The sequence below is a fragment of the Mesorhizobium sp. CNPSo 4661 genome (genome assembly GCF_057784215.1).
In genome coordinates this window covers 77,157-103,791 of record NZ_JBWGIO010000006.1, presented here as the reverse complement: position 1 = coordinate 103,791, position 26,635 = coordinate 77,157, and the positions used below count along the sequence as shown (strand labels likewise).

Sequence of the window (26,635 nt, the reverse complement as noted above, 5' to 3'; positions counted from 1 at the left end):
CGTCGCCTGAATCCATTTCAGCGCTACGCGCTTTAGAGCGGCAATTCCGGACGGAAAACCGCGACGCACTTTTCCTGGAATTGCTCTATCCGGCCTTCAGGATCGCGGAAAAACGCGGATCGAAGGCCCGGCTGATCGGCTCGGCCGCGGCGCCCACGGCGATCGCCCATGGATCCGTGATGCCGAGTTGCAGGCGCGGCAATCGCCTCCCGGGGCGGTCGGCGATCGACGGCAGCAGCGGATGTATGGCCTGCAGCAAGCGGCCCGCCAACGCCTCGGGTGCGCCGCTGGTGAGGATGACAGTCTGCGGATCGAAGATCGTTTCGATCAGATGCACGCTCCAGCGCAGATCGTGCGCGGCGCCCTCGATCCAGCCCATCACCTTCGCATCCTCGGCGGCGGCCAGAGCGCCTATTTTTTCATAAAGATGCTCATCGGCCGGGTTGAGGCCGAGATGCTGGTACAGCGAGGCGAGCGAGGCACGGTGCTCGAGCGGCGTAGCTCCAGGCCCGGCCGGCGACAGCAGTGCCCTGCCGATCTCGCCGGCGTTGCCGTTGCCGCCATTGTAGAGTTCGCCATTTAGGATCAGCCCGGCAGCGATGCCGTAGCCGACATAAAGGCAGACTGCATGATCGACACCGTGCGCGGCGCCGACGATGCGCTCAGCCGTGGCGCAGGCGGCGGCGTCATTCTGCAGCCCGACACTCAATCCGGTCCCGGCCGTAAGCGTCTCCAGCAACGGGAACTGCTGCCAGGCCGGCATCATCCATTTGTCGTCGGACTCTTTAAGACCGAACGGGCCCGGCATGGCGACGCCAAGCCCGACCAGCCGCCGTTCGGACTGGGCGGAGATGTCCGCCAGTTCGCGCCTCGTATGCGCGATGAGACCCAGGATGGTCTGGACGCCCGGCGACGGCTCGTCGAGGGGCAGGCCGGCCTCGGCGCGCGCGATCACCTTGCCGACAAGGTCGACGACCACCACCCGTGTCAGATGCCGGTCGATCTGCAGCCCGATGGCGAAAGCTCCCTCGGGAACCAGCCGGTAGGGCGTGAAGGGCTGCCCCCTGCCCTTGCGCACCGCATCCAGCGCGACAACCAGTCCATCGCGATCGAGATCCTCGATGATGTTGGAAACCGCCTGCTTGGTAAGCTGCGTAGCCCGCGCCAGGTCGGCGCGCGAAAGCGCGCCGTTGAGCCGCAGCGCCTCGATCATGACGCGGCGGTTATGCGCGCTGGTGCCTTCCTGGTTGGTGCCGCTTTTGGCACGGATCGGGCTGATGTCGTGCACCGTCGTTTCCCCTCTTGACTCCATTAAAGGATTGATCGACTAATTAAGTCAAGCGAATTGACTTAATAGGCGAGACCCTCGCGGCTCTACAAAAAGACGGCAAAGCTTTCGGGCTCAGCCGCACGCCGTTGGGGACGGATCCGGTCAGACGCGATGCGAATTCGAGGAAGCGGCACGGCCTTGGCCGCCCACTCGCAGCTGTCGAAAATGGGAGAAAGACAAATGCTGAAATCGATCGGTAAGACACTTCTGGGCGCAGTGTTCGTCGGCGGACTGTTCGTCCCTCACGCCTTCGCCGAAACCACCTTGAACGCGCTCTTCATGGCGCAGGCCGCCTATAGCGAAGCCGACGTGCGCTCGATGACGGAGGCCTTCACCAAGGCCAATCCGGACATCAAGGTCAATCTCGAATTCGTCCCCTATGAAGGCCTGCACGACAAGACCGTGCTCGCTCAAGGATCGGGCGGCGGCTATGACGTGGTGCTGTTCGACGTCATCTGGCCGGCCGAATATGCGACCAACAAGGTGCTGGTCGACGTATCGTCGAAAATCACCGACGACATGAAGAAGGGCGTGCTGCCGGGCGCCTGGACCACCGTCCAGTATGACGGCAAGTACTACGGCATGCCGTGGATCCTCGACACCAAATACCTGTTCTACAACAAGGAAATCCTGGAAAAGGCCGGCATCAAGGCGCCGCCGAAGACCTGGGAAGAGCTTGGCCAGCAGGCCAAGATCATCCAGGAAAAGGGCCTGCTGAAGACGCCGGTCGCCTGGAGTTGGTCGCAGGCCGAAGCCGCTGTCTGCGACTACACCACGCTGGTCAGCGCCTATGGCGGTGATTTCCTCAAGGACGGCAAGCCCGACTTCCAGAACGGCGGCGGCCTCTCGGCGCTGAAATACATGGTCGACAGCTACAAGTCGGGCCTCACCAATCCGAATTCCAAGGAATTTTTGGAGGAAGACGTCCGCAAGGTGTTCGAGAACGGCGATGCCGCCTTCGCGCTGAACTGGACCTACATGTACAACATGGCCAACGATCCGAAGGACTCCAAGGTCGCGGGCAAGGTCGGCGTCGTGCCGGCGCCGGGCGTTGCGGGCACCAGCGAGGTCTCGGCCGTCAACGGCTCGATGGGCCTCGGCATCACCGCGGTGTCGAAGCACCAGGACGAAGCCTGGAAATACATCGAGTTCATGACCTCGCAGGCGACGCAGAACCAGTATGCCAAGCTCTCGCTGCCGATCTGGGCCTCGTCCTATGACGATCCGGCCGTGACCAAAGGCCAGGAAGAACTGATCGCCGCCGCCAAGCTCGGTCTCGCTGCGATGTATCCGCGCCCGACCACGCCGAAATATCAGCAGCTGTCGACGGCGCTGCAGCAGGCGATCCAGGAATCGCTGCTCGGCCAGACGACACCGGAAGACGCGCTCAAGACTGCTGCGCAAAACAGCGGCCTCTGATCTGGCGTTCCCCGACAAGCGGGCGGCCTCATACACGAGCGCCGCCCGTGCTATTTCTGATCGGATGAAGGAAGAGAGGCGCCTCTGATGTCAGGCACCTGGATGACGACTCGCGCGTGGCTGTTGATGCTGCCGCTCCTGGTGATCATGGTCGCAATTATCGGCTGGCCGTTGGTCGATACCGTCAGGCTCTCCTTCACCGACGCCCAACTGGTTGGCACGGCGGGCAATTACGTCGGCTTCGACAACTACACCAGGATGCTGACGAGCTCGAATTTCACCCGCACGCTCTCGACCACCACTTGGTTCGCGGTCGTCTCGGTCGCCGCCGAGATGGTGCTCGGCGTCCTTGCGGCACTTCTGCTCAATCAGGAATTCCGGGGCCGCGCCGTCTTGCGTGGGCTGATAATCCTGCCCTGGGCGCTGCCCACCGTCGTCAACGCGACGCTCTGGCGGCTGATCTACAATCCCGAATATGGCGCGCTCAACGCAGCGCTGACGCAACTCCATCTCATCGACGACTATCGCTCCTGGCTGGGTGAGCCCGGCACGGCGCTTGCGGCGCTGATCGTCGCCGACTGCTGGAAGAATTTTCCACTTGTGGCACTCATCGCGCTTGCCGCCCTGCAAGCGGTACCGCGCGACATCACCGCCGCGGCGCTCGTCGACGGCGCCGGCCCGTTCAACCGCTTTCGCTTCGTCATCCTGCCCTATCTCGCCGGTCCGCTAATGGTGGCGCTGGTGCTGCGCACCATCGAGGCCTTCAAGGTCTTCGACATCATCTGGGTGATGACCCGCGGCGGCCCGGCCAACAGCACGCGCTCGCTGTCGATCCTCGTCTACCAGGAAGCCTTCTCCTTCCAGCGCGCCGGCTCCGGCGCTTCGCTGGCGCTGATCGTCACCTTGCTCGTCACCGTGCTCGCCGTCGCCTATGCGACGCTGGTGAGGAAGACCGCGGGGAGCGCGACCTGATGGAACGCAAGAGCCCGCCCTTCACCGTTTTCGTCTATGCCTGCGCCATCCTGCTTGCCGCCGTGATCCTGGCGCCGCTCGCTTGGCTCTTCGTCATGAGCATATCGCCGGCGGCCGACCTTGCCGCCAAGCCGCTGCGCTGGTGGCCGCAGGCGGCCGACTTCTCCCGTTACGCGCAACTTCTGTCGACGGCCGAGAACAGCGCCGGCGCCGCCTTCACCGCCTCGCTGCGCAACAGCCTGGAGGTCGCCGGCATGGCGACGCTTGCCGCTGTTGTCCTCGCCGTGCCGGCCGGCTGGGCCGTCTCGCGCACGCCTTCGGTGGGCTGGTCGCTGTCGATGGTGATCGCCACCTACATGCTGCCGCCGGTGGCGCTCTCGGTGCCGCTTTACATGGGCCTATCCTGGCTCGGCCTGCTCAACAACGTCTTCGGCCTGGCGCTGATCTATCTGACGATCCTCGCGCCCTTCACAACATGGCTGATGAAGTCGGGTTTCGATTCCATCCCGCGCGAGATCGAGGCCGCGGCGATGATCGACGGCGCCGGCCTGTTCCAGACCTGGCGCATCATCACCTTGCCGCTGGCGGCGCCCGTGGTGGCGACATCGGCGCTGTTTGCCGTGCTGCTTGCCTGGGACGAGTTCTTCTACGCCCTGCTCTTCACCTCGGACCAGCGGGCAAAGACGCTGACGGTCGCCATCGCCGATCTCGCCGGCGGCCGCGTGTCCGACTACGGACTGATCGCCACCGCCGGCGTGCTCGCGGCGTTGCCGCCGGTGCTGATCGGCCTCGTCATGCAACGCGCGCTGATCTCGGGCCTGACCAGCGGCGGAGTGAAAGGATAATCATGACTGCAGAAAAGAACCGCCCGGCGGGGCTTGTCGCGATCGACCGCGAGATGGCGCGCCAGCATGAGGATGCGCTTGCCTCGTTCGAGAGCAATCGAGAGGCAGCCGCCAAGGTCGCAGCCTCCATCAGGAAGAACGGCAGGCTCGTCCTGCTCGGTATGGGCGCCTCGCATGCCGTCGCGCGCGCCGTCGAGCCGCTCTATCGCGCGCATGGCATCGACGCCATCGCACTGCCGCTGTCGGAACAGCTTGGCCAGCCGCTGCCGCTTGATGGCAAGACGGTGATCGTCACCTCGCAGTCCGGCGAGAGCGCCGAGGTGCTGCGCTGGTTTGCCGAGATCGGCGACCGCACGGAGACCTTCGGCCTGACGCTGGAGGCCGGCTCGTTTCTTGGCCGCACCGTGCCTTGCCTCGTCGGCGCCGGCGGAACCGAGCTTGCCTTTGCCGCGACCCGCAGCCTGACCGTGACCTTCGCCCTGCATCTCGCCATCCTGGCCTCGCTCGGCGACGATCCCGCCGCCGCCCTTACCGCGCTCAAAATGCCGGAAACGGTTGCGATCGATGCGGCGCTTGCAGCGCTCCACAATGTCGCGACCGTGGTCACATCCGGCCGCAGCCTGCAAGGTGTCGCCGAAGCACTGGCGCTCGGCCTCACCGAACTGTCGCGCCTGCCCTGCTACTCGCTCGAAGGCGGCCAGCTGCGCCACGGGCCGATGGAGATGCTCGGCCCGAAGATCGGCATCGTGCTTTTCCGCGGCAAGGACCCGACCGCCGACCTCGTCACCGCAATGGCCCTGTCCGTCGTCGAAACCGGCGCGCCGCTGATCGTCTTCGACGCCTCGGGCATGTCGCCGGTCGCGGGCGCCGTCACGTTGAGCTTCAACCCCGCCTCCGGGCTGGCGGCGGTCTTCGCCATGCTGCCGGTGGCGCAACGCCTGATGATCGCCTTTGCCGATTCCCGCGTCGAGAATGCCGGAACGCCGGTGCGCACCACCAAGATCACCCGGAGCGAGTGATGCGGCCGCTCGCGGTGATCGGCAACGTCAATGTCGACCTGATCGTCGGGCCGGTCGCGCCCTGGCCGAAGGCGGGCACGGAGACCGTCGTCGATCACGACGATCTGCGCGTCGGCGGCCAGGCCGGCAACACCGCACTTGCCTGGCAGGCGCTCGGCGTCGACTTCGAGATCGCCGCCAATATCGGTGACGACCAGTTCGGGCGCTGGCTACGCGAAGCCTTCGGGCGCCGCGCGCAAAATTGGCCGGTTCGTCCCGAAGGCACGACATTGTCGGTCGGCATGACCCATCCCGACGGAGAGCGCACCTTCTTCACCACGCGCGGCCACCTGCCCCGGTTCGGACTGGCTGACGTGCTCTCCGTCCTGGACGGCAATCAGCTTTCCGGCGGCTATGCGCTGCTCTGCGGCTCTTTCCTCACCGACGACCTGACGCGCGATTACGACGCCTTCTTCGACTGGGCCGAAGCGCATGGCATCGCCGTCGCGCTCGACACAGGCTGGCCGATCGACGGCTGGACGCAAGCAAACTGCACCGCCGCGCGCGGCTGGCTGTCGCGCTGCGAACTGGCCCTCTTCAACGAAGTCGAGACGACCACGCTGGCCGGCCTGGCAAGTCCGGCGGAGGCGGCGCGCAAGATCCGCGCCGGCATGAGGGACGGCGCGACGGTCGTCGTCAAGCGCGGGCCGGACGGCGCGATCGCCATCGGCGCCGACGGCGAGCTCATCAAAGCAACGGCGCCGCGCGTCGCTGTCATCGACACGATCGGCGCCGGCGATGTCTTCAACGCCGCCTTCCTGGCCGCGTTGGCACAGGGCAGGCCGCTGGAGGACTGCCTGATCGCCGCCATCCTGGTGGCCTCGCGCGCCATATCAACCTTGCCCCGCGACTATGGCGGGCCGATCCAGTTCGAGGATGCCGTCCATGAGCGCGCTTGAAATCCGCGATGTCCGCAAGAATTACGGCAACGTCGAGACGCTGAAAGGCATCGACATCGCGCTTGAGAACGGCGAGTTCCTGGTGCTGCTCGGCTCGTCGGGCTGCGGCAAGTCCACCTTGCTCAACATCATCGCCGGTCTCGCCGAGGCAACCAGCGGCGACGTGCTGATCGGCGGCCGTTCGGTGCTTGGCATGCATCCGAAGAACCGCGACATCGCCATGGTCTTCCAATCCTACGCGCTCTATCCGAACCTCACCGTCAGCCGCAACATCGGCTTCGGCCTGGAGATGCGCAAGGTTCCCGCCGCCGAGCGCGACAAGGCGGTGCGCGAAGCAGCGAAACTCCTGCAGATCGAGAACCTGCTCGACCGCAAGCCCGGCCAGCTCTCCGGCGGCCAGCGCCAGCGTGTCGCCATCGGCCGCGCGCTGGTGCGCAAGCCGCAGGTCTTCCTGTTCGACGAGCCGCTCTCCAATCTGGACGCCAAGCTGCGCATGGAAATGCGCACCGAATTGAAGCGCCTGCACGAGATGTTGCGCACCACGGTCGTCTACGTCACGCACGACCAGATCGAGGCGATGACGCTGGCGACCCGCATCGCCGTCATGCGTGACGGCCGCATCGAACAGCTCGGCACGCCGCAGGAGATCTATAACCACCCGGCGACGCTCTACGTCGCCGGCTTCGTCGGCGCGCCGGCGATGAACATGCTGGAAGCGGTTGTCGAGGACGGCAGGCTCGCCATCGCCGGCTCGGATGCGCGGCTGGCGCTACCGGAACGCTACGCCAGCGCCGTCCGCAACGGTGCTTCGGTTGTGGCCGGCATCAGGCCCGAGGCACTCCGCCTTGGACCGGCCAGCGGCGCCGACATGTCGCTCCCGGTCGAGATCGACGTCGTCGAGCTGACCGGTCCCGAGCAGGTCACCACCGCCCGGATCGGTTCGCAAAGGCTGACGGCAACCTTGCCGCCGCAAGCCCGCGTCGCCAAAGGCCAGCCCTGCGCGTTCGTCTTCGACGCGGACGCGCTGCGCCTGTTCGATCCGGCAACCGGCAAGGCTCTCTGATGAACGAATATCAGGCGCCGCAGTTTCGCGGCGCCTGGTGCCGTCCTTAGAGCAATTCCAGGAAAAGTGCGTAGCGGTTTTCCGTCCGGAATTGCGTAAAAACAAAGAGATAGGGCGTCTCGCCGGTTCCGTGAAACGGTGAAACGCACTAGTCGATGTCGAACGACACGCCCTGCGCGAGGGGCAGCGCCTTGGAGAAGTTCACCGTGTTGGTGGCGCGGCGCATATAGGCCTTCCAGGCGTCCGAGCCGCTCTCGCGACCGCCGCCGGTTTCCTTCTCGCCGCCGAACGCGCCGCCGATCTCGGCGCCCGAGGTGCCGATATTGACGTTGGCGATGCCGCAGTCCGAACCGTCGACGCCGAGGAACCGCTCCGATTCCTGCAAGTCGCGCGTGAAGATCGACGACGACAGGCCTGCGCCGACCGCGTTGTGCTGCTCGAGCGCCTCGTCGAAATCGGTGTATCTCATCACATAAAGGATCGGCGCGAAGGTCTCCTCCGTCACCGGCGAAACCTGCTTCGGCATCTCGACCAGCGCCGGATGCACATAGTAGGCGTCCGGATGGCCGTTTTCGAACCGCGCGCCGCCCGTCACCTTGCCGCCATGGGCGGTGGCTTCCTTGAGCGCCTTCTGCATGCCGTCGAAGGCGGCCTTGTCGATCAGCGGACCGACCAGCGCCTTGCCCTCCAGCGGATTGCCGACCGAAACGGACTGATAGGCCTTCTTCAGCCGTGGCAAGAGCGCGTCATAGACGCTGTCATGCACGAACAGGCGCCGCAGCGTTGTGCAGCGCTGGCCGGCGGTGCCCATGGCGCCGAAGGCGATGGCGCGCAGCGCCATGTCGAGATCGGCGGTGGGCGTGACGATGCCGGCATTGTTGCCGCCGAGCTCCAGCACGGCGCGGGCAAAGCGCTTGGCGAGTCTGGGACCGACCTCGCGGCCCATGCGCGTCGAGCCGGTGGCCGAGACCAGCGGCACCTTCGGATGGTCGACCAGCACCTCGCCGGCGACGCGGTCGCCGATCAGCACCTGCAGCAGTCCTGCCGGCGCATCCGCGCCGAAACGCCTGGCGGCGCGCTTGAAGATCGCCTCGCAGGCAAGTGCGGTCAGCGGCGTCTTTTCCGAGGGCTTCCACACCACGGCGTCGCCGCAGACGAAGGCGAGCGCCGAATTCCAAGACCAAACAGCAACCGGGAAATTGAAGGCCGAAATCACGCCGACCACGCCCAGCGGATGCCAGGTTTCCATCATGCGATGTCCTGGACGCTCGGTGGCGATGGTGAGGCCATAGAGCTGCCGGGAGAGACCGACGGCGAAATCGCAGATGTCGATCATCTCCTGGACTTCGCCGAGCCCTTCGGACGGGATCTTGCCGACTTCGATCGACACCAGCCGGCCGAGCTCGTCCTTATGCGCGCGCAATTCTTCGCCGAGCAGGCGCACCAGTTCGCCGCGCTTCGGCCCCGGCACCAGTCGCCAGGACTGGAAGGCCTTGTGCGCGGCATCGATGGCCTTGCCGGCATCGGCGGCCGAGATCGACTTCAGCGCCGCGATCTGTTCACCCGTCACCGGGCTGCGCACGATAAGATCGCCTCCTGAAAGCGCATCCTTGGCGACGCCCAGTTTCTCAAGAAGTGCGGCCGTTTCCTTCGCTAACGTCATTTTTGTCCCTTTCAGATCCCGCCTCGCAGGGCGGAATGAAGCCACGCGCCATATCTTGGACGTGCCGTCGGGCACGACCGGGCGCTTTGATGGCGTGGCATTACTCGTTTCGGGGAAAAACCGCCACCCCGGTATGGTCCAAGGCCGGAGCGCGGAATTGGGCCAGACAGCAAACCACGGCCAAGGCGTGTTGAGATTCAGGTCAGGCCGAGTCGGAGTCGAAGACGGGCGCGAAGCGACCAAACTGGATGGGTTCCGAGAACCGGAGCGGAGCGTACTTCCGGTATGTGAGCACCGGAAGCGCAGGAAGCCGTCATTTGCAGGCCGGCCTCACCTGAATATCAACACGCCTTAGCGCGCTTTCTGGATCGTCGGCTTCTGGGCGCTTTCCTTGATCAGCCGGTCGATATGCATGCGAATATGCGCCGCCTCGGCGGCGGTGTTGGCCAAGGCGATGGCGCGGTCGAAGGCGACACGCGCCTCCTCGTTGCGGCCAAGCTGCATGAGCAGCCCGCCCCTCAGCCCGAAGAAATGGAAATAGCCCGACAGCCGCTCTTCCAGCGGCTCGATCATGGCAAGCGCCGCTTCGGCACCCTTCACTTTGCTCACCGCGACAGCCCGGTTCAGCGTCACCACCGGCGACGGCTGCATCTGTTCCAGCAGGCCGTAGAGCAGGTCGATCTCGGTCCAGTCGGTGTCCTCGGCGACAGCAGCCCGCGCATGCAGCGCCGCGATCGCCGCCTGCACCTGGTAGGGGCCGGGCTTGCGGTGGCGCAGCGCCTTGTCGACCAGCGCCAGGCCCTCGTCGATCATCTTGCGGCTCCACAGCGAGCGGTCCTGGTCCTCGAGCAGGACGATCTCGCCATTCTCGTCGAACCGTGCCGGCGCCCGGGCATGCTGCAGCAAGAGCAGCGCGGTCAGCCCCATGATCTCCGGCTCGGCCTGGAAGAGCCTGAGCAACAGGCGGGCAAGGCGGATCGCTTCTTCGCACAGCGGCGCCCGTGCCGGCGCCTCGCCGCCATTGGTCGAATAGCCTTCGTTGAAGATCAGATAGACCATCGCCGCGACAGCGGCGAGCCGCTCCGAGCGCTCGACCGCGCCCGGCGTCTCAAACGGCACGCCGGCATCGGCAATGCGCGCCTTGGCGCGGGTGATGCGCTGTTCCATGGCGCTCTCGCCAACCAGGAAGGCGCGCGCGATCTGCTTGACGGTGAGGCCGGAGACGATGCGCAGCGCCACCGCGATCTGCTGCGTCGCCGGCAGATCCGGATGGCAGCAGATGAACAGCAGCCGCAGGATATCGTCGCGGTAATGCGCGCCGTCCAGCCGTTCGGCCATGTCGCTCTCCGCGTCCTCCAGATCGGAAACCTGGTCCTCTTCCGGCATCGGCGCCTGCTTGGCGCGCTTGCGCACGGCGTCGATGCCGCTGTTGCGGCCAACGAAGATCAGCCAGGCCGCCGGATCGCGCGGCGGCCCGTTCTTCGGCCAGTTGTTGAGCGCCCTCAGGCACGCATCCTGGAAAGCCTCTTCCGCGGCGTCGAGGTCGCGGAAGTAGCGCAGCAGCGCGCCCATCGCCTGCGGACGGGCGTTGCTGATCGCGTTGCTTATCCAGGCAAGCTCGGTCATACCGCGACCTTTGTCGGGTTGAAGATCGAAACCGGCCGGATCTCGTAGGAGCCGCCGCTCGGATTGACCTCGGAAAGCTCCCGCGCGAATGCGACGGCTTCGTCGAGATCCTTGCATTCGAGCGTGTAGAAGCCGAGGAACTGTTCCTTGGTCTCGGCGAATGGGCCGTCCAGCACGACCGCCTCGCCCTTGACCTTTCTCAGCGTGGTCGCCGCGGTCGTCGGCAAAAGGCGCGCCACGGGGCCGAGCCGACCCGCCTTGGCGTATTTGTCCTGCACGTTGAGGAGCTTTGCCATGACTTCGTCGTCCTGTTCCTTGCTCCAGGAGCAAACGACGTCTTCGGAAGCGTAGCAGAGGATGGCGTAGAGCATGGCAGGTCCTTTCCGTATCAAAGGACGCGACACTAAGGCCCTTCCCGACACAAGGTCGATAAAAAATTTATCGAGGGATCACGGACTTGGCGGTCTCCACGCCTGCCTGTCAGGCGCCGCGCGCCTGCAGCCATCCGAGCACCAGCGTTTCTTCCTCGTCGAGGCCGGATATCAGGCGTTTGCGCTTGTTGGCCTCGGCCATTTCGTCAAGCAGGCGCCCTTTGCTCCACGACTCGAACACCAGCGGATGGATGTAGCATTTGCGGCAGACCGCCCGCGTGTTGCCCAACCGCTCGGCGACTTTGTCGACGACACTGTTGATCACCCGTTTTTGCTGGGTTTTGCTCTCCGGCAGCTCGGTCTTCGCAAACAGCGACGCCGCATGGATCGTGCCGCCCCAGGTGCGGAAATGCTTTGAGCTGAATTCGGCGCCGGAAGCCTCGCGAATATAGCGGTTGACGTCCTCCGAGCGCACCGGCCGCCGGGCGCCATCTTCACCCAGATATTGGAACAGCTTCTGGCCCGGCAGATCCTGGGCGCCGCGCACGACCTTGGCGATGCGCCGATCGACCAGCTTCAGCTTCCATTCCTTACCCGACTTGCCCTTGAAGGCGAAGCGCAGGCTGGAGCCGGTGATCTCGACATGGCGGTCGCGCAGCGTGGTCAGGCCGAAGCTCTTGTTGTCGCGTGCGTATGCCGCATTGCCGATCCGGATCATCGTGTTGTCGAGCAACCAGACCACCGAGGCGACGACACGTTCCAGAGGCAGCCCGTGCCGGCGCAGATCCGCATCGATCTGCCGCCTGAGAGCAGGCAGGCTTTCGGCGAAGGCGACGAGGCTTGAATATTTGACGCCGTCGCGTTCCTCGATCCATTGCGGGTGATACCGGTACTGTTTACGGCCGCGCTGATCCCGGCCTGTCGCCTGGATATGGCCGTCCGGGTCGGGCGAGATCCACACATCGGTCCAGGCCGGCGGAATGACGATCGCCTTGATGCGTGCAAGAGTCCTAGCGCTCACTGCCCGCCCGTTCGGACCGGCATAGGAGAATCCCTTGCCTTTTCGCAATCGTCGAACGCCGGGATCGGCGTCGCTGACGTAGCTGAGCGACGCGTGCTCGGCTGAATCTTGCGCACCGTTCCTCCGGGTTTCCTCGTTCCGCGGCGAACGGTCCGAGGACAATTGTGAATGCTGCAACATGCCGGCTCCGCGAAATTGTCGTAGATAAATCCGCGCGCTGGTCACTGGTTCCGAAAGAGATTTCAGTCCCGCCGGTTGGCGGATAGATCAGCCATCCAAAGCCCACCGTCATCGGCATGGGCGGGAAGATACTCGCGGCCCTCCGGCACGGCCTCGAGGACCATTCCCGACTCGTCCGCCAGATAGTCGTAGCCGATCTGCTGCAGCCGGTGATCCGGATCGAGACGATTGTAGAGGTCGCGACGCGCCGAACGCCGTTTCGGCTCGATCATCTTCAGATGATAAAGATTGAGACCGCTGTCCTTGAGCCTGAAGTCGATTTCATCGGGAAACCAGGCGCCATGCAAATCCTGCGATCGATATCGATCAGGATGATAGGCGGAAAAAAGCCTGTGTTGCATCTTCTGGCCCCAGGTGCCGTCGACCCGGTAGCTGGCCGGCGTATACATCTCCCGGCAACGAAATCCCCAGGCGATGCGCCTGGACCCGCCGGTCAACCGGCCGATCCGGCCGGCGACGGCATTTTCCAGCCTTTCATCGGGATCCATGGCCAGAACCCAATCGGCGCCCGCCCCATGGGCCGCGGCGATAAGCGCGCGCCGCCTTTGCGGCTCGCTGCTGAAAACCCCTTCCGAGGCGCGGTCGTCATAGGCGATCCAGCCGTCGACGACAGGCTCGAGGTTGGCGATGAGGTCGGGCACGAGATGCTGATCGTAGCGATAGCTGAAGACGGCGACGATCTTGCGCCGCGACCAAGGCCATCGGCCGCGCCGCCGGTGCTGCGGCTTCATCTCGACGGTAATCATTGCCGGCCCTTCGGCATGCCGACGTGCCGGGCCCCGACCGACGCCCCCAGCGATTTGGCGAACAATGCCATCCACACGATCGGCAGCGACAGCCTGGCGAAAGTCCGGTCCCTGCCGGACAGCCCCTCCTTGACCAGCTTGCCGATATTACGCCGGTCGCGGAACACTTTTCGGAACGGGCGAACGGGTTTTCCGGCTTCGACTGACCCTAGATAGGCGCCATAGCGACGCCCGCGGCGATACTGGTCCGCAAGCAACCCGAACAGGCTCGTCTCGTTGCGATGAAGGGTCAGCACCCTCGGTTCCCAGACCGGCCGCAAAGCCTCCGGCAGTCTGGCCATGAATTCGGTGTCTTCTCCCGATATCAGTTGCTCGTCGAACGTCCCGTATCGATCGAACAGCGTCCGCTCGAACGATGCGCCGTAGCGCTGCGCCTTCTCGGCCGGCAAACCGGGCAGGCGTCGCATGGAGGTGACGAGATGCGCCGCGCAGGCGACCAGATTGCGCGGATGACTGTTGAGGATGGCGCTCGCCACAGCCGCGGCGCCTTCCCGATGACGCAGCAGCCGGACTTCGGCCCATCGCGGACAGGCCAGGCAGTCATCCGCGAGAAAGGCGATGAACGGAGCCTGCGTGGCTGCGATGCCCCGGTTCCGAGCGGCGCCGGCAAACAACCGCTCCCTCACTTCGATGACCCTCACATCGATGCCGCCATCGGCAAGAAGCGCCTTGGCGTTCCCGCCGCCGGAATTCACGACCACGATCTCGAGCGGGACACCCTGGTCGAGCACGGACCTCACCGCCGCCACCAGTGCGGCGGGTGCCTGGAAACCTATCACCACGACCGCGAGATCCGGCCTCCCGGCCATCAGGCGCGTTGCAGTTGGGCGGCTGGCGCCGAGAACCGGCGTCGCAGCGCGATCTTCAACCTGTAGCGCATGCACCGCCAGACATCCGCGCCCGCCCTTGGCGCGGCTTCGGCCACGTTGAGGAATCTTGCCGCCATATCGAAATCGCCGCGCGCGTAGTGAACGCGCGCGATCTTCAGGGCGACGAGGCCTTCCCTGGTCTTGAGCGATCGTTCCGCGATGCCGCAGGACCGCAGCCGGCGCAGCGCCAGGCGCCATTCGAGAAAACCCTTGGCAGGTCTGACAGTGAAACGATCGTCGGAGCGCTCCACCGACACGAAATAGATGAAGATGGGCCGTGTGACGACAGCAAGCGAGGCTTTAGCCATCACGCGCGCCCAGAACAGCGTGTCCTCATCATAGGCAAGGCCGGTCGCGAATCTTGTTTCGCCGACAACCCGCCGCGACACCAGCGCGCTGCCGACCGCGATCGACCGTATCCGCCCTTCGAGATAGGCGCAGGCGTTGGCCGGTCCGCTTGCCACGTAGCCGCCCGGCAGCTTGGTCGACCGCTCTTCGCCCTTGACGTGGCGGCGGTAGGCGCCGACCACCATGTCGGGCCCCGGTTGCGCGCTCGCCTTGGCCAGCAAGGCGCGCAGGCCGCCTTCGAGATGGAGGTCGTCGGCATCGATCAAATAGATCCAGGGAAAGCCGGCCTGCTCCAGCGCCAGATTCCTGGAACCGCCGGCGTCGCGGCAGCTCGACTTTATGATGCGCAAGGGCAAACCGCAGCGCAAGGCCGCATCCGAGGCGACAGTCGCGGTGGCGTCGGACGACGAATCGTCGACCAGCAGCACCTCACCGATAACTTCCTTTTCCGACGCCAGCGAAGCGAGCGTTCGGGCGATCGTCCGAGCCGCATCATGTGCCGGAATGATGACGCTTACCGCTTCCAAATCTCTCTCCGCGCCCGCTACGCGATCCGCAAGCGCTCGCCGATCCCCCGATCAATCCCAACGCCCACGATACCGGCCGCATCCGCGCTTGAGAAGCGCTTGTCGGCAATCGGGACTGCCCTCACACCTTTTCCACGGCGACCGGAATGACGTCGACCGCCTGCTCGCCGACCTGACCACCGGTCGTCTTCAGCACGCCGACGATCGGTGCCACGTCGGAATAGTCGCGGCCGTATCCGACCGTGATATGATCGTTGCTCGCCCGCATGCCGTTGGTCGGGTCGAACTCCTGCCAGCCGGCATCGCGTCCGCACCAGGCCATGACCCACGCATGCATGGCGTCCGCGCCTTCGAGCCGAGGCTTGCCCTTGGGCGGGATCGTGCGCAGGAAGCCGCTGACATAGCCGGCCGGGATGCCAAGCCCGCGCAGGCCAGCGATCATGATATGCGAGAAGTCCTGGCAGACGCCGCGTTTCAGGGCAAACGCGTCGCTGGCCCGGGTCTGCACGGTCGTCGCCTTGCCGTCATAGGTGAAATCGCGATGGATGCGATTGCACAGATCGACCGCCGTGGCGACGGTTGACCCCGATAAACTGTCCCGCGCATAGGCCGTGATCGCCGCGTCGATGCCGACATGATCGCTGGCGGCGAGGAAATGATGCGGCGCGGACGGCGAGAGCGACCGCACCAGATCGAGCTCCGACCTCAGCCCGTTTATATCGGGCGAGACATCGAGACCCGGCTCGGGCCGCGAGACAGAGACGCGCGCGCTCATTCGGATGTCGAGCGTCTCATGCGCGTCGCGAAAGGCGATCGATGTGACGTTGTTGCCGAAGAAATCGGAAAAATCGGCACGCTCGGCCGGCGGCGGCTGGAAGGATAGCGAGGCGGCGATCACGCGCTGCACGCCGGCGATCGTCTGCGGCATGACGCGCACCTGGTGCCGTCCGCCGCCGGCCGCGGACGCATAGTCGTAATGCAAATGGAGTTTGATGTCGTAGAGCATTAGAGCAATTCCAGCAAAAGGGCGTAGCGGTCAGGCTCGGCGGCTTTGCCGTAGCCTTGCGTCCGGAATTGCGCAAAAACAGAGAGATAGAGCATTGGAGGCGATCCTTTTCGCTGGAAATGCCCTAACCGAAATAGGCTCTGGAGAGGCTGTTGTAGAGATCGCCGATCTGGCCGGCGAAGTCGTCAAGCACCTTGGCGCTCATATCCGACGGCTCCATGACGGCGATTGCCGTGTTGAGCTGCAGGATTTCCTTGGCGGCGGGCGACATATGCCCCTCGCCGCCGATCGAAGGCAGCATGCCGATCTCGGCCTTCAGCCGCTCGAGCTGGAACAGGACCGAACGCGGGTTGAGCGGGTCGAGCGCCAGCAGGTCGATCACCGTGCGCCGCCCGGCCTGCACCGGATATTGCCGGCGATGGGTCATGACGCTGTCGCCGATCTCCAGCATCATGTCGAGCGCGCCTTCAGGCGCCCCATTCCGCGTCAGCCGGCTGAGCGTGCCGGCGATCTGGATGCCGCGCTCCAGGCGTCGGCCGATCTCCAGGAAGCGCCAGCCGGTGAAGCGGTACATGTTCTCATGCAGCAGGCCGGAAAAGCCCGCGAGCTTGCGCAGCATCACCGTCATGGCCCGCGTCGCGTCGTCTCCGGGCGCGACCGTCTCCGCGAATTTGTGGATGGTCTTCGACAGATCCTTCAGCGCCAGCCAGCCATCGGGAGAGAAACGGTCGCGAATCTGGCCGGCGCTGTAGACCGCGCTGTCCAAGGTCCCGATCAACCCCGGCGGTATCGCCGTTTCGACCTCGATGCCGTACGGCTCCAGATAGTCCCTGATATCGGCGAGCAGCGGCATGTCCGGATCGGACGTCTCGGCAAGCCGCACGTGATAGGCGCGCAGCACGCGCACCGTGTCTTCGGAACGCTCGATATAGCGCCCGAGCCAGGTCAGGTTCTCGGCCGCGCGGCTGGGCAGGCTGCCCGGCATGGTGCGGGTGAAGCCGTCATGTTCCTGCGGCAGCAATGTCTCGCGCTCGACCGGCCTGTCGCTGACCACCCAGACATCCGCCGCCTGGCCGCCGCGCTGCATGGCGATCGCCGTCGGGTCGAGCGAAAAGCCGACGCGGGCGAAGCCGCCGGGCATCACCGTCCAGCCTTCCGGCGTGCGCGCCAGATAGACGCGCAGGCTGGCGGGCCGTGGCTCCAGCAGGCCGCCGACGAACACCGGCGTGGTCGACAACGTCACTGCTTCCTGGCCAACGAAATCGGCGCCGCCAGTCTCGATCCGCGCGACGAGCTCGGCCCGCTCGCCGGCCGAAAGGGACGAGCCGAGCCGGGTCGCGCCATCGTCCTCGAAGGCAAGCCGGGTCGACAGCGCCGGGCCGACCACCATGCGGTCGATATTGGCCAGCACATGGGCGCGCTCGGCCTCCTGCCCGCACCACCAGGTGGCGATGCTCGGCAGCTTGAGGTCGTCACCTTGCAGTTCCCGCGCGATCCTGGGCAGGAACGACAGCAAGGCCCGCGTCTCCAGCAAGCCGGAACCCAGCGCATTGACGGCCGAAACGGAGCCGCGCCTTATCGCCTCGACCAAGCCCGGCGTGCCGATCTGCGAGTCCGGCCTGAGCTCCAGCGGATCGGCGAAGGCGGCGTCGAGCCGCCGCCACAGGACGCCGATCGGCAGCAGGCCCGAAACGGTGCGCACCACCAGCCTGCCGCCGGATACGGTCAGGTCCTCGCCCTCGAGCAGCATAATGCCGAGATAGCGGGCGATATAGGCGTGCTCGTAATAGGTTTCGTTGAGCGGTCCCGGCGTCAGGATGGCGACCCGGCCGCCCGATTCCCTCGCCATGCCGTTCAGCGCGTCGCGGAAACGGCGGAAGAAGCCGGCGAGCCGATGCACATGCATCTCGCCATAGATGTCCGACAGCGCGCGCGTGGTGGCGACGCGGTTCTCCAGCGCGAAGCCCGCGCCTGACGGCGCCTGGGCGCGATCGCCCAGCACCCACCAGCGCCCGTCCGGGCCACGGCCGAGCTCGAAGGCGACCATATGCAGGAAATGCCCGCTGGCCGGCCGGACGCCGGCGACGGGGCGCAGGTATTCGGGGCTCGCCGCGATCAACGCGGCCGGCAGTATCCCCTTCCCGACCAGCCGGTTCGGCCCATAGATGTCGGCCAGGATCGCCTCGAACAGGTCGGCGCGCTGGACGAGGCCGGCGCTGATGTCGGCCCATTCCTTCTCGTCGATCAACAGGGGGACATGCGCGAGCGGCCACTCCCGCTCATTGGCCCCGGCCTGTTCGTAGACGCGGTAGTAGACGCCGGCATCGCGCAGATACTGGTCGGCGCGCGCGAACCGCTGCCCGAGCCGCTCCGCCCCCAGATCGTCGAGCGCGTCGATGAAGAAGCGCCAGGCCGGACGCGGGCTTCCCGCGGCGTCGACCATCTCGTCGACGACGCCTTCGATCGGCCGATAGCGTTCCAGCAGGCTCTGCGCCCGCGGCCCGCCGCCTGCCCGTCTCTGATTCCCCTTGGCCATTGTCGATCAGAGTCTCGCCGGCCGCCTGAGGTCAAGGGTCATGGGGAACTCTTCAGAAGCTTCTTCGTCACGCAGCACATAGCCGCCCGGCGTGTGGCCGCGCGGTTCGAACCGGGCAAGCCGTCGCGCCTCGGCCTCGTTGCCGTTGACCGGGAAGGTGTCGTAATTGCGGCCGCCCGGATGCGCGACATGGTAGACGCAGCCGCCGACGGAGCGGCCCGACCAGCGGTCATAGATGTCGAAGACCAGCGGCGTGTTGACCGGCAGGGCCGGATGCAGGCCCGACGCCGGCTGCCAGGCCTTGAAACGAACGCCGGCCACCGCGACCTCGCGGTTGTCGGTGACTTTCATCGGCACGATGCGGCCGTTGCAGACGATGGCGTGGCGCTCCGCATTGAGGCCTTCGGTCCGTACCTGCAACCGCTCGACGGAAGAATCGACGAAGCGGACCGTGCCGCCGATCGCACCTTGTTCGCCCATCACATGCCAGGGCTCCAGCGCTTGCCTCAGTTCCAGCTTGACGCCGCCATGCTGCACCTCGCCGCAGAACGGGAAGCGGAATTCGAGCTGGGCCGCGAACCATTCGGGGCGGAAGTCGAAGCCGTTCAGCTTCAGGTCCTCCAGCACGTCGAGGAAATCCGCCCATACATAATGCGGCAGCATGAAGCGGTCATGCAGCGACGTGCCCCAGCGCGCGAAACGGCCATCCAGCGGGTTCTTCCAGGCCCGGGCGATGATCGCGCGCACCAGCAACTGCTGAGCGAGGGACATGCGCGCATTGGGCGGCATCTCGAAACCGCGGAACTCGACCAGACCGAGCCGCCCGGTCGGGCCATCCGGCGAGAACAATTTGTCGATGCAGATTTCCGACCGGTGCGTGTTGCCGGTCACGTCGGTCAGGAGATTGCGGAACAGCCGGTCGACCAGCCAGGGCAAAGGTGCCGCGCCCTTGTCCGGATGCGGCACCTGCGCCAGCGCGATCTCCAGCTCGTAAAGTGAATCGTGCCGCGCTTCGTCGAAGCGCGGCGCCTGGCTGGTCGGACCGATGAACAGCCCCGAAAACAGGTAGGACAGCGACGGATGCCGCTGCCATTGCAGCACCAGGCTCTTCAACAAGTCCGGCCGGCGCAGGAACGGGCTGTCATTGGGCGTCGCGCCGCCGACAACGACATGGTTGCCGCCACCGGTGCCGGTATGGCGGCCGTCGATCATGAACTTGTCGGTGCCGAGCCGCGATTGCCTTGCTTCCTCATAGATCGCCGTGGTGGTGGCGACGCATTCCTGCCAGTTGGCGGCCGGGTGGATGTTCACCTCGATGACGCCGGGATCCGGCGCGACGCGGATGACGTTGAGGCGCGGATCGTGCGGCGGACCATAGCCCTCGATATGCACCGGCACGCCGATGGCCTTCGCGGCATTCTCCGCCGCCGCCACCAGTTCGAGATAATCTTCCAGCGCCTCGACCGGCGGCATGAACACGCAGAGCCGGCCGTCGCGCGGCTCGACGCTGAGCGCAGTGCGCACCGCGCCGCCGATCTCGGTGATCTCCTGCTCGACCCGGTCCTGCTGTCCAGTCGCCGCGGTGAAGGATACCGCTTGCTGGCGGCGCGCCATTTCGTCGGCGCCTTCAAGTTCGGCTGGGGCCGCCATGGGCAAAATCGTCTCCCGCGCCGGCAGCGGACCGCGCGGCACCGACGGATCGACCGGTACGATATAAGGGAATTGCGCCGGCGGCACATAGGGCAGCGTGCCGAGCGGCAGTCGGTAGCCGACCGGCGAGTCGCCCGGCACCAGGAACAGGCGGCCGCGCCGCGTCTTCCATTTCTCCGAGCGCCAGCGCTGTCCGGCGGCCTGGCTGTTCCAGCGCTGCACCGGCAGCACATAGCCCGACGGCTTGGTCAGGCCGCGCTCGAAGACGCGGGCCATGCGGCTGCGTTCTTCCGGGTCTTCCAGCTTCGAATTGGACGGGTCGACATTGTCCGGCAGCTTGCCTTCCTTGAGCAGCCACTCGCCGGGATCCTCATAGGCCTCGCTGACCATCGATTGTTCGATACCAAGCCCGTCGGCGATTGCTTTGAGCAGGCTTTCGGCTTGCACCGGCCCGATATCCGCTTTGCCCGTCTCCCGTGCGATCAGCGAAGGATCGCGCCAGACCGGCTCGCCGTCTGTGCGCCAGTAGAGCGAGAAGGTCCAGCGCGGCAGGCTCTCGCCCGGGTACCACTTGCCCTGGCCGTAATGCAGGAAGCCGCCCGGCGCGAAGCGCTCGCGCAGCCGCCGGATGAACTGGTCGGCCTTGTCGCGCTTGGTCGGGCCGACGGCCGCCGTGTTCCATTCGGCGGATTCGAAATCGTCGATCGACACGAAGGTCGGCTCGCCGCCCATGGTGAGCCGCACATCGCCCTCTCCCAGCGCCGCGTCGACTTTTTCGCCCAGTTGATCGAGCGCCTCCCAGCTTTCGTCGGAGAACGGCTTAGTGATGCGCGGATGCTCGGCGATCCGATCGACCCGCATGTCGAAGCCGAAATCGACATTGGCGAAGCTTGCCATGCCGGAGATCGGTGCGGCATTGCGGAAATGCGGCGTCGCGGCGAGCGGCACATGGCTTTCGCCGGTCAGCAGGCCGGAGGTCGGGTCGAAGCCGATCCAGCCGGCGCCCGGAAGATAGACCTCGCACCAGGCGTGCAGGTCGGTGAAGTCGACGGTGGTTCCAGGCGGTCCGTCGAGCGCCACCAGATCGGGCTTGAGCTGGATCAGGTAGCCGGAGACGAAGCGCGCGGCGATGCCGAGATTTCTGAGGATCTGCACCAGCAGCCAGCTGGAATCCCGGCACGAGCCCTTGGCCGCGGCGAGCGTCTCTTCCGGCGAGAAGACGCCGGTCTCCATGCGCACGATATAGGCGATCTCGCGCTGGAGGCGGGCATTGAGGTCGACCAGGAAATCGACGGTATTCCTTGGGCTGCGGTCGATTGTCGCCAGGAAAGCCGACAACAGCGGACCGGCCGGTTCCGGCGTGCGGTAGATGGCAAGGTCGTCCCTGATCTCTTCGGGATAGTCGAACGGAAACGTCTCGGCCGTAGGCTCGACGAAGAAGTCGAACGGATTGTAGACCGTCATGTCGGCGACGAGGTCGACCTCGATCTTCAATTCACTCACCGGCTCCGGAAAGACGAAGCGGGCGAGGAAGTTGCCGTAGGGATCCTGCTGCAGATTGACGAAGTGGTTTGCCGGCTCGACCTTGAGCGAGTGGCTGAGCACCTTGGTGCGCGAATGCGGCGCCGGCTGCAGCCTGATCACCTGAGGACCGAGCACCACCGGCCGGTCATATTTGTAATGGGTCAGGTGATGAACGGCTGCCAGAATTGCCATGGGGCCCCGGAGTTCGGCGTTTCAGTCGCCGAACCCTGACATAAATGCTGGCCATTCTCCAAGCAGAGATGTTGCGCTGCACCTAATTTATGCAGCGTTGCCGGCTTAGAAGAACGCCTGGATACCGGTCTGCGCCCGTCCCAGGATCAGCGCATGCACGTCATGCGTGCCTTCATAGGTGTTGACCGTCTCCAGGTTCTGCGCGTGGCGCATCACATGGTAGCCGATCTGGATGCCGTTGCCGCCATGCATGTCGCGGGCCTGGCGAGCGATGTCGAGCGCCTTGCCGCAATTGTTGCGCTTGACGATCGAGATCATCTCAGGCGCCATCTTGCCTTCGTCCATCAGCCGGCCGACGCGCAACGAGCCCTGCAGGCCGAGCGCGATCTCGGTCTGCATGTCGGCGAGTTTCTTCTGGAATAGCTGCGTGCCGGCAAGCGGCTTGCCGAACTGTTTTCTGTCGAGGCCATATTGCCGCGCCCGGTGCCAGCAATCCTCGGCGGCGCCCATCGCGCCCCAGGAAATGCCGTAGCGCGCGCGGTTGAGGCAGCCGAACGGACCGCCGAGGCCCCTGGCGTTTGGCAGCAACGCGTCTTCGCCAACCTCGACGCCTTCCATCACCACTTCACCGGTAATCGACGCCCGCAGCGACAACTTGCCGCCGATCTTCGGCGCCGACAGCCCCTTCATGCCCTTTTCCAGCACGAAGCCGCGGATCTCATCCTTGCCGTTGTCGCCCTTCAGCTTCGCCCAGACGACGAAGACGTCGGCGATCGGCGCGTTCGAGATCCACATCTTGGAGCCGGAGAGCTTGTAGCCGTTCGCGGTCTTCTCCGCGCGCGTCTTCATGCCGCCCGGATCGGAGCCGGCATCCGGCTCGGTGAGGCCGAAGCAGCCGATCCATTCGCCCGAGGCGAGCTTCGGCAGGTATTTCTTGCGCTGCGCTTCCGAGCCATAGGCATGGATCGGATACATGACCAGCGAGGACTGCACGCTCATCATCGAGCGGTAGCCCGAGTCGATGCGTTCAACTTCCCGCGCGACCAGGCCGTAGGTCACGTAGCCGGCGCCGAGCCCGCCATATTCTTCCGGAATGGTGATGCCGAGCAGGCCCGCCTCGCCCATCTCGCGGAAGATCGACGGATCGGTCTTCTCGTCGGCATAGGCTTCCTCGATGCGCGGCGCCAGCTTGTCGGCGGCGAAGGCGGCGGCGCCGTCGCGCACCATGCGCTCGTCCTCGGAAAGCTGGTCCTCGATGAGGAAAGGATCGTTCCAGACGAAGGCGTACTTCTCGGCGGCCATGGCCTCGCTCCCGGTAAAAATCTTGGATTGCCCGGCTTATCCGCCTGCGCCGGCGAAAAATCAAACAAAATTGCATCACGCATCAATGAGCGTTAGTAATAGGTCATGAACGTTCAGCGCCGTCTTTTGCCGAACACCGCCGCGCTCGCCGCCTTCGAGGCGGTGGCGCGCCTCGGCTCCTTCACGGCAGCCGCCCGCGAACTCGATCTGACACAAGGCGCCATCAGCCGGCAGATCGGCCTTCTCGAGGAGCAGTTCGGGCGTCGGCTCTTCGAACGCGACAGCCGCAATGTCCGGCTGTCGACGGCAGGCGAGATCTATGCCGAGGCGGTTCGCTCGGCACTCGGCCAGTTGCGCGATGCCGCGCTCGGATTGATGAGCAATCGGCATAGCGGCGTTCTCAACCTTGCCATTCTGCCGACCTTCGGCACACGCTGGCTGATGCCGCTGATCCCGGATTTCGTCGCCCGCCATCCCGACATCACCATCAACTTCGCCACCCGCATCGGCCGCTTCGACTTTGCCCGCGAGCGGCTGGACGCCGCCATCCATCACGGCATGCCCGACTGGCCGGACGCAGACTGCACGCTTCTGATGCGCGAAACCGTGATGCCTGTGGCTTCACCCGAATTCCTCGCCAACCGCGCCATCGCCACGCCGGCCGATATCAGCCGCCTGCCGCTGCTGCACATGGCGACACGCCCCGGCGCTTGGAGCGAATGGTTCGAGCATCAGGGGCTGGAGGCGCCGACCGGACCCGGCATGCAGTTCGAGCAGTTCGGCACGGTCGCCCAGGCCTGCATGGCGGGGCTCGGCGTCGCGCTGCTGCCGGAAATACTGATTGCCGGCGAATTGCAGCGCCGCCAGCTGGTGCCGGCGCCGGGCACGCCGATGCAAAGCCGCAGCGCCTACTATCTCGTCGTGCCGCACGACAAGCGCGGCCACCCGCCGGTCGCCAGTTTTCGCGACTGGCTGCTGGGTCAGATCGGCAAGGAGCCGACTGTCCTGGCGTGGTAGCTACTTGCGCTTCATCGCCTCGGCGAGCGCCGCGCCGAACGCGCCCTGCGAGGGTCGGTCCGGCTGGCGCTGCGGCACCGGCGAGCGCGGTGCCGGCTTGCCGCCGCCGTGGTCGCGCTGGCCGCCACGAGGCGGTCCACCCTCACCGCCATCCTTGCGCATCGACAGCCCGATGCGCTTGCGCTTGATGTCGACATCGACGACCCGCACCTTCACCACATCGCCGGCCTTCACCACCTCATGCGCGTCCTTGATGAAACGGTCGGCCAGTTGCGAGACATGCACCAGCCCGTCCTGGTGCACGCCGATGTCGACGAAGGCGCCGAAGGCCGCGACATTGGTGACCGTGCCTTCGAGCAGCATGCCGGGTTTCAGGTCCTTGATGTCGTCGACGCCCTCGGCGAAGGTCGCCGTCTTGAAACCGGGGCGCGGATCGCGTCCGGGCTTTTCCAGCTCGGCGATGATGTCGCGCACCGTCGGCAGGCCGAAGCGCTCGTCGACGAAGACGCGCGGGTCGAGCGCCTTGAGCGCGGCGCCGTCGCCCATCAGCGCGCGGACATCCCTCCCGCAAGCGGCGACGATCTTCTTGGCTACGCCATAGGCTTCCGGATGCACCGATGACGCATCGAGCGGCTCCGCGCCGTTCGGGATGCGCAGGAAGCCGGCGCTTTGCTCGAAGGCGCGCGGCCCGAGCCGCGCCACCTTGAGCAGGTCCCTGCGGTTGGCAAACGGCCCGGTCGTGTCGCGATGCGCGACGATCGCCTCGGCGAGTGACGGCCCCAACCCCGACACGCGCGCCAAAAGCGGCGCCGACGCCGTGTTGAGGTCGACGCCGACCGCGTTCACCGCGTCCTCGACCACCGCCTCCAGCGAGCGGCCGAGCCGGTACTGGTCCACATCGTGCTGGTATTGGCCGACGCCGATCGACTTCGGCTCGATCTTGACCAGCTCGGCCAACGGATCCTGCAGGCGCCGGGCGATCGACACCGCGCCGCGCAGCGAAACATCCAGGCCCGGGAATTCCGCCGCTGCCGTAGCCGAGGCGGAATACACGGAAGCGCCGGCTTCGCTGACGATGACCTTGAGCGGCTTCGGCCCCGCGCCTGCCGGCATATCCGACAGCATGTCGGCAACCAGCTTCTCGGTTTCGCGGCTGCCGGTGCCGTTGCCGATCGAGATCAGCTCGACCTTGTGCTGGCGGATCAGGGCGGCAAGTTCGGCCTGCGTGCCGCGCACGTCGTTCCTGGGCGGGAACGGATAGACGGTCGTGGTCGCCACCAGCTTGCCGGTGCCGTCGACCACCGCCACCTTGACGCCGGTGCGGATGCCGGGGTCGAGCCCCATCGTTGGCCGCGAACCGGCAGGCGCGGCCAACAGCAGGTCCTTCAGGTTGCGGGCAAAGACATGGATCGCCTCTTCCTCGGCCCGTTCGCGCAGGTCGCGCATCAGATCGAGCGTCAGATGCAGCGACAGCTTTATCCGCCAGGTCCAGCCGGCCACGTCCATCAGCCATTTGTCGCCCGGCAGCGTGCCGCCGATCGCATACGCATTGGCGATCATGCGCTCGACCGGTTTCACGGGTGAGGCGTCATCGGCATCGACTTCGATGTCCAGGGACAGAACCTCTTCGTTGCGGCCGCGCAGCATGGCCAAGGCGCGGTGGCTGGGCACGCCCGCCCAGCGCTCGACATGGTCGAAATAGTCGGAGAACTTTGCGCCGGCTTCCTGCTTGCCGTCGACGACTTTTGCACGCAGGAAGGCGCGTTCCTTCATATAGGCGCGCAGCTTGCCGACCAGATCGGCATTTTCGGCGAACTGCTCCGACAGGATGTCGCGCGCGCCTTCAAGCGCCGCCTTGGCGTCGGCCACCTCTTCGGTGATGTAGGCGAGCGCCAATTGGGCAGGCACGGCGGAACGATCGGCAAGGATCGCCTCGGCCAGGGGTCCAAGCCCGCGCTCCCTGGCGATCTCGGCCTTGGTGCGGCGTTTCGGCTTATAGGGCAGGTAGATGTCTTCCAACTCGGCCTTCGTGGCGGCCGCGACGATCTTAGCCTCCAGCTCCTCTGTCAGCTTGCCCTGTTCACGGATCGAGCCAAGAATCGTGTCGCGGCGCGCATCGAGCTCTCGCAAATAGGCCAATCGCTCGGCAAGGTCGCGCAACTGCGTGTCGTCGAGCCCGCCGGTGACTTCCTTGCGGTAACGCGCCACGAACGGAACTGTCGCGCCCTCGTCGAGCAGCCCGATTGCCGCCGCGGCCTGCTCCGGCCGCGCGCCGATCTCGGCCGCGATGATTGCTGCGATGCGCTTGATGTCCGATGCCATGCCGATCCCTGTCGAAAAGAGCGGCGACC

20 protein-coding genes are annotated in these 26,635 nt (G+C 65.7%); 7 read left to right on the top strand and 13 right to left on the bottom strand.

Annotated features, from left to right (window positions below):
* Positions 1 to 85: 85 nt before the first annotated feature.
* Positions 86 to 1,288, bottom strand: a complete 1,203-nt coding sequence (locus AC0YKC_RS10615; RefSeq protein ID WP_488511026.1) for an ROK family protein — start codon at positions 1,286 to 1,288, stop codon at positions 86 to 88.
* 222 nt (positions 1,289 to 1,510) lie between these two features.
* Here AC0YKC_RS10615 and AC0YKC_RS10610 point away from each other — a divergent pair, with 222 nt between their 5' ends.
* The 6 genes from AC0YKC_RS10610 (at position 1,511) to AC0YKC_RS10585 (ending at position 7,586) form a co-directional block, all read left to right on the top strand.
* Positions 1,511 to 2,749 carry an extracellular solute-binding protein gene (locus AC0YKC_RS10610; RefSeq protein WP_320293235.1) on the top strand — a complete coding sequence of 413 codons (1,239 nt, stop codon included), beginning with the start codon at positions 1,511 to 1,513 and terminating at the stop codon, positions 2,747 to 2,749.
* Positions 2,750 to 2,836: 87 nt separating this feature from the next.
* Entirely contained in the window at positions 2,837 to 3,721 is an 885-nt protein-coding gene (locus AC0YKC_RS10605) for a carbohydrate ABC transporter permease (protein WP_488511025.1), read from the top strand.
* Positions 3,721 to 4,566 (top strand): carbohydrate ABC transporter permease, encoded by an 846-nt coding sequence (locus AC0YKC_RS10600; RefSeq protein WP_488511024.1) that lies wholly within the window; start codon positions 3,721 to 3,723, stop codon positions 4,564 to 4,566. Before AC0YKC_RS10605 ends, AC0YKC_RS10600 begins: the two co-directional genes overlap by 1 nt.
* 2 nt (positions 4,567 to 4,568) lie before the next feature.
* Positions 4,569 to 5,585, top strand: coding sequence for an SIS domain-containing protein (locus AC0YKC_RS10595; protein WP_488511023.1), 1,017 nt, complete (start codon positions 4,569 to 4,571; stop codon positions 5,583 to 5,585).
* On the top strand, positions 5,585 to 6,523 hold the full coding sequence (locus AC0YKC_RS10590; protein ID WP_488511022.1) for a PfkB family carbohydrate kinase: 939 nt from the start codon (positions 5,585 to 5,587) through the stop codon (positions 6,521 to 6,523). The genes AC0YKC_RS10595 and AC0YKC_RS10590 overlap by 1 nt, the downstream gene beginning before the upstream one ends.
* Positions 6,510 to 7,586, top strand: coding sequence for an ABC transporter ATP-binding protein (locus AC0YKC_RS10585; RefSeq protein ID WP_488511021.1), 1,077 nt, complete (start codon positions 6,510 to 6,512; stop codon positions 7,584 to 7,586). The genes AC0YKC_RS10590 and AC0YKC_RS10585 overlap by 14 nt, the downstream gene beginning before the upstream one ends.
* Positions 7,587 to 7,734: 148 nt before the next feature.
* On the opposite strand, the gene amaB is transcribed toward AC0YKC_RS10585, so the two are convergent.
* The 11 genes from amaB to AC0YKC_RS10530 form a co-directional block, all read right to left on the bottom strand.
* Positions 7,735 to 9,249 carry an L-piperidine-6-carboxylate dehydrogenase gene (gene amaB, locus AC0YKC_RS10580; protein ID WP_434723815.1) on the bottom strand — a complete coding sequence of 505 codons (1,515 nt, stop codon included), beginning with the start codon at positions 9,247 to 9,249 and terminating at the stop codon, positions 7,735 to 7,737.
* Positions 9,250 to 9,600: 351 nt separating this feature from the next.
* Entirely contained in the window at positions 9,601 to 10,875 is a 1,275-nt protein-coding gene (locus tag AC0YKC_RS10575) for an RNA polymerase sigma factor (RefSeq protein ID WP_434723816.1), read from the bottom strand.
* The gene (locus AC0YKC_RS10570) at positions 10,872 to 11,246 is read right to left on the bottom strand and encodes a YciI family protein (RefSeq protein WP_320293227.1); all 375 of its coding nucleotides are present in this window, start codon (positions 11,244 to 11,246) and stop codon (positions 10,872 to 10,874) included. Before AC0YKC_RS10570 ends, AC0YKC_RS10575 begins: the two co-directional genes overlap by 4 nt.
* Before the next feature lie 109 nt (positions 11,247 to 11,355).
* Positions 11,356 to 12,447: a DNA topoisomerase IB gene (locus AC0YKC_RS10565; RefSeq protein ID WP_488511020.1), complete on the bottom strand. Its 1,092-nt coding sequence runs from the start codon at positions 12,445 to 12,447 to the stop codon at positions 11,356 to 11,358.
* Positions 12,448 to 12,509: 62 nt separating this feature from the next.
* Positions 12,510 to 13,253 carry a hypothetical protein gene (locus AC0YKC_RS10560; protein ID WP_488511019.1) on the bottom strand — a complete coding sequence of 248 codons (744 nt, stop codon included), beginning with the start codon at positions 13,251 to 13,253 and terminating at the stop codon, positions 12,510 to 12,512.
* Complete coding sequence (locus AC0YKC_RS10555) at positions 13,250 to 14,122, bottom strand: glycosyltransferase family 2 protein (RefSeq protein WP_488511018.1); 873 nt, start codon at positions 14,120 to 14,122, stop codon at positions 13,250 to 13,252. The genes AC0YKC_RS10560 and AC0YKC_RS10555 overlap by 4 nt, the downstream gene beginning before the upstream one ends.
* Positions 14,122 to 15,057: a glycosyltransferase family 2 protein gene (locus AC0YKC_RS10550; RefSeq protein ID WP_488511017.1), complete on the bottom strand. Its 936-nt coding sequence runs from the start codon at positions 15,055 to 15,057 to the stop codon at positions 14,122 to 14,124. Before AC0YKC_RS10550 ends, AC0YKC_RS10555 begins: the two co-directional genes overlap by 1 nt.
* A 121-nt stretch (positions 15,058 to 15,178) precedes the next feature.
* Positions 15,179 to 16,063, bottom strand: coding sequence for a transglutaminase family protein (locus tag AC0YKC_RS10545; protein WP_320293222.1), 885 nt, complete (start codon positions 16,061 to 16,063; stop codon positions 15,179 to 15,181).
* 124 nt (positions 16,064 to 16,187) lie between these two features.
* Complete coding sequence (locus AC0YKC_RS10540) at positions 16,188 to 18,599, bottom strand: circularly permuted type 2 ATP-grasp protein (RefSeq protein ID WP_488511016.1); 2,412 nt, start codon at positions 18,597 to 18,599, stop codon at positions 16,188 to 16,190.
* A gap of 6 nt (positions 18,600 to 18,605) precedes the next feature.
* Complete coding sequence (locus AC0YKC_RS10535) at positions 18,606 to 21,965, bottom strand: transglutaminase family protein (RefSeq protein ID WP_488511015.1); 3,360 nt, start codon at positions 21,963 to 21,965, stop codon at positions 18,606 to 18,608.
* Between the two features lie 105 nt (positions 21,966 to 22,070).
* Positions 22,071 to 23,267, bottom strand: a complete 1,197-nt coding sequence (locus tag AC0YKC_RS10530) for an acyl-CoA dehydrogenase (RefSeq protein ID WP_488511014.1) — start codon at positions 23,265 to 23,267, stop codon at positions 22,071 to 22,073.
* A 105-nt stretch (positions 23,268 to 23,372) separates the two neighbouring features.
* Here AC0YKC_RS10530 and AC0YKC_RS10525 point away from each other — a divergent pair, with 105 nt between their 5' ends.
* Positions 23,373 to 24,284 carry a LysR family transcriptional regulator gene (locus tag AC0YKC_RS10525; RefSeq protein ID WP_488511013.1) on the top strand — a complete coding sequence of 304 codons (912 nt, stop codon included), beginning with the start codon at positions 23,373 to 23,375 and terminating at the stop codon, positions 24,282 to 24,284.
* Here AC0YKC_RS10525 and AC0YKC_RS10520 read toward each other — a convergent pair whose 3' ends face one another.
* Complete coding sequence (locus tag AC0YKC_RS10520; protein ID WP_488511012.1) at positions 24,285 to 26,606, bottom strand: Tex family protein; 2,322 nt, start codon at positions 26,604 to 26,606, stop codon at positions 24,285 to 24,287. It abuts the gene before it with no gap.
* Positions 26,607 to 26,635 lie beyond the last annotated feature (29 nt).

What these genes read in the sequence shown, in the direction of transcription:
- AC0YKC_RS10585 (WP_488511021.1), top strand. Translation starts at nt 6,510, where the DNA reads ATGAGCGCGCTTGAAATCCGCGATGTCCGCAAGAATTACGGCAACGTC.
- AC0YKC_RS10535 (WP_488511015.1), bottom strand. Translation starts at nt 21,965, where the DNA reads ATGGCAATTCTGGCAGCCGTTCATCACCTGACCCATTACAAATATGAC.
- AC0YKC_RS10520 (WP_488511012.1), bottom strand. Translation starts at nt 26,606, where the DNA reads ATGGCATCGGACATCAAGCGCATCGCAGCAATCATCGCGGCCGAGATC.
- AC0YKC_RS10610 (WP_320293235.1), top strand. Translation starts at nt 1,511, where the DNA reads ATGCTGAAATCGATCGGTAAGACACTTCTGGGCGCAGTGTTCGTCGGC.
- AC0YKC_RS10595 (WP_488511023.1), top strand. Translation starts at nt 4,569, where the DNA reads ATGACTGCAGAAAAGAACCGCCCGGCGGGGCTTGTCGCGATCGACCGC.
- AC0YKC_RS10565 (WP_488511020.1), bottom strand. Translation starts at nt 12,447, where the DNA reads ATGTTGCAGCATTCACAATTGTCCTCGGACCGTTCGCCGCGGAACGAG.
- AC0YKC_RS10530 (WP_488511014.1), bottom strand. Translation starts at nt 23,267, where the DNA reads ATGGCCGCCGAGAAGTACGCCTTCGTCTGGAACGATCCTTTCCTCATC.
- AC0YKC_RS10605 (WP_488511025.1), top strand. Translation starts at nt 2,837, where the DNA reads ATGTCAGGCACCTGGATGACGACTCGCGCGTGGCTGTTGATGCTGCCG.
- AC0YKC_RS10525 (WP_488511013.1), top strand. Translation starts at nt 23,373, where the DNA reads ATGAACGTTCAGCGCCGTCTTTTGCCGAACACCGCCGCGCTCGCCGCC.
- amaB (WP_434723815.1), bottom strand. Translation starts at nt 9,249, where the DNA reads ATGACGTTAGCGAAGGAAACGGCCGCACTTCTTGAGAAACTGGGCGTC.
- AC0YKC_RS10560 (WP_488511019.1), bottom strand. Translation starts at nt 13,253, where the DNA reads ATGATTACCGTCGAGATGAAGCCGCAGCACCGGCGGCGCGGCCGATGG.
- AC0YKC_RS10540 (WP_488511016.1), bottom strand. Translation starts at nt 18,599, where the DNA reads ATGGCCAAGGGGAATCAGAGACGGGCAGGCGGCGGGCCGCGGGCGCAG.
- AC0YKC_RS10590 (WP_488511022.1), top strand. Translation starts at nt 5,585, where the DNA reads ATGCGGCCGCTCGCGGTGATCGGCAACGTCAATGTCGACCTGATCGTC.
- AC0YKC_RS10600 (WP_488511024.1), top strand. Translation starts at nt 3,721, where the DNA reads ATGGAACGCAAGAGCCCGCCCTTCACCGTTTTCGTCTATGCCTGCGCC.
- AC0YKC_RS10555 (WP_488511018.1), bottom strand. Translation starts at nt 14,122, where the DNA reads ATGGCCGGGAGGCCGGATCTCGCGGTCGTGGTGATAGGTTTCCAGGCA.
- AC0YKC_RS10545 (WP_320293222.1), bottom strand. Translation starts at nt 16,063, where the DNA reads ATGCTCTACGACATCAAACTCCATTTGCATTACGACTATGCGTCCGCG.
- AC0YKC_RS10570 (WP_320293227.1), bottom strand. Translation starts at nt 11,246, where the DNA reads ATGCTCTACGCCATCCTCTGCTACGCTTCCGAAGACGTCGTTTGCTCC.
- AC0YKC_RS10575 (WP_434723816.1), bottom strand. Translation starts at nt 10,875, where the DNA reads ATGACCGAGCTTGCCTGGATAAGCAACGCGATCAGCAACGCCCGTCCG.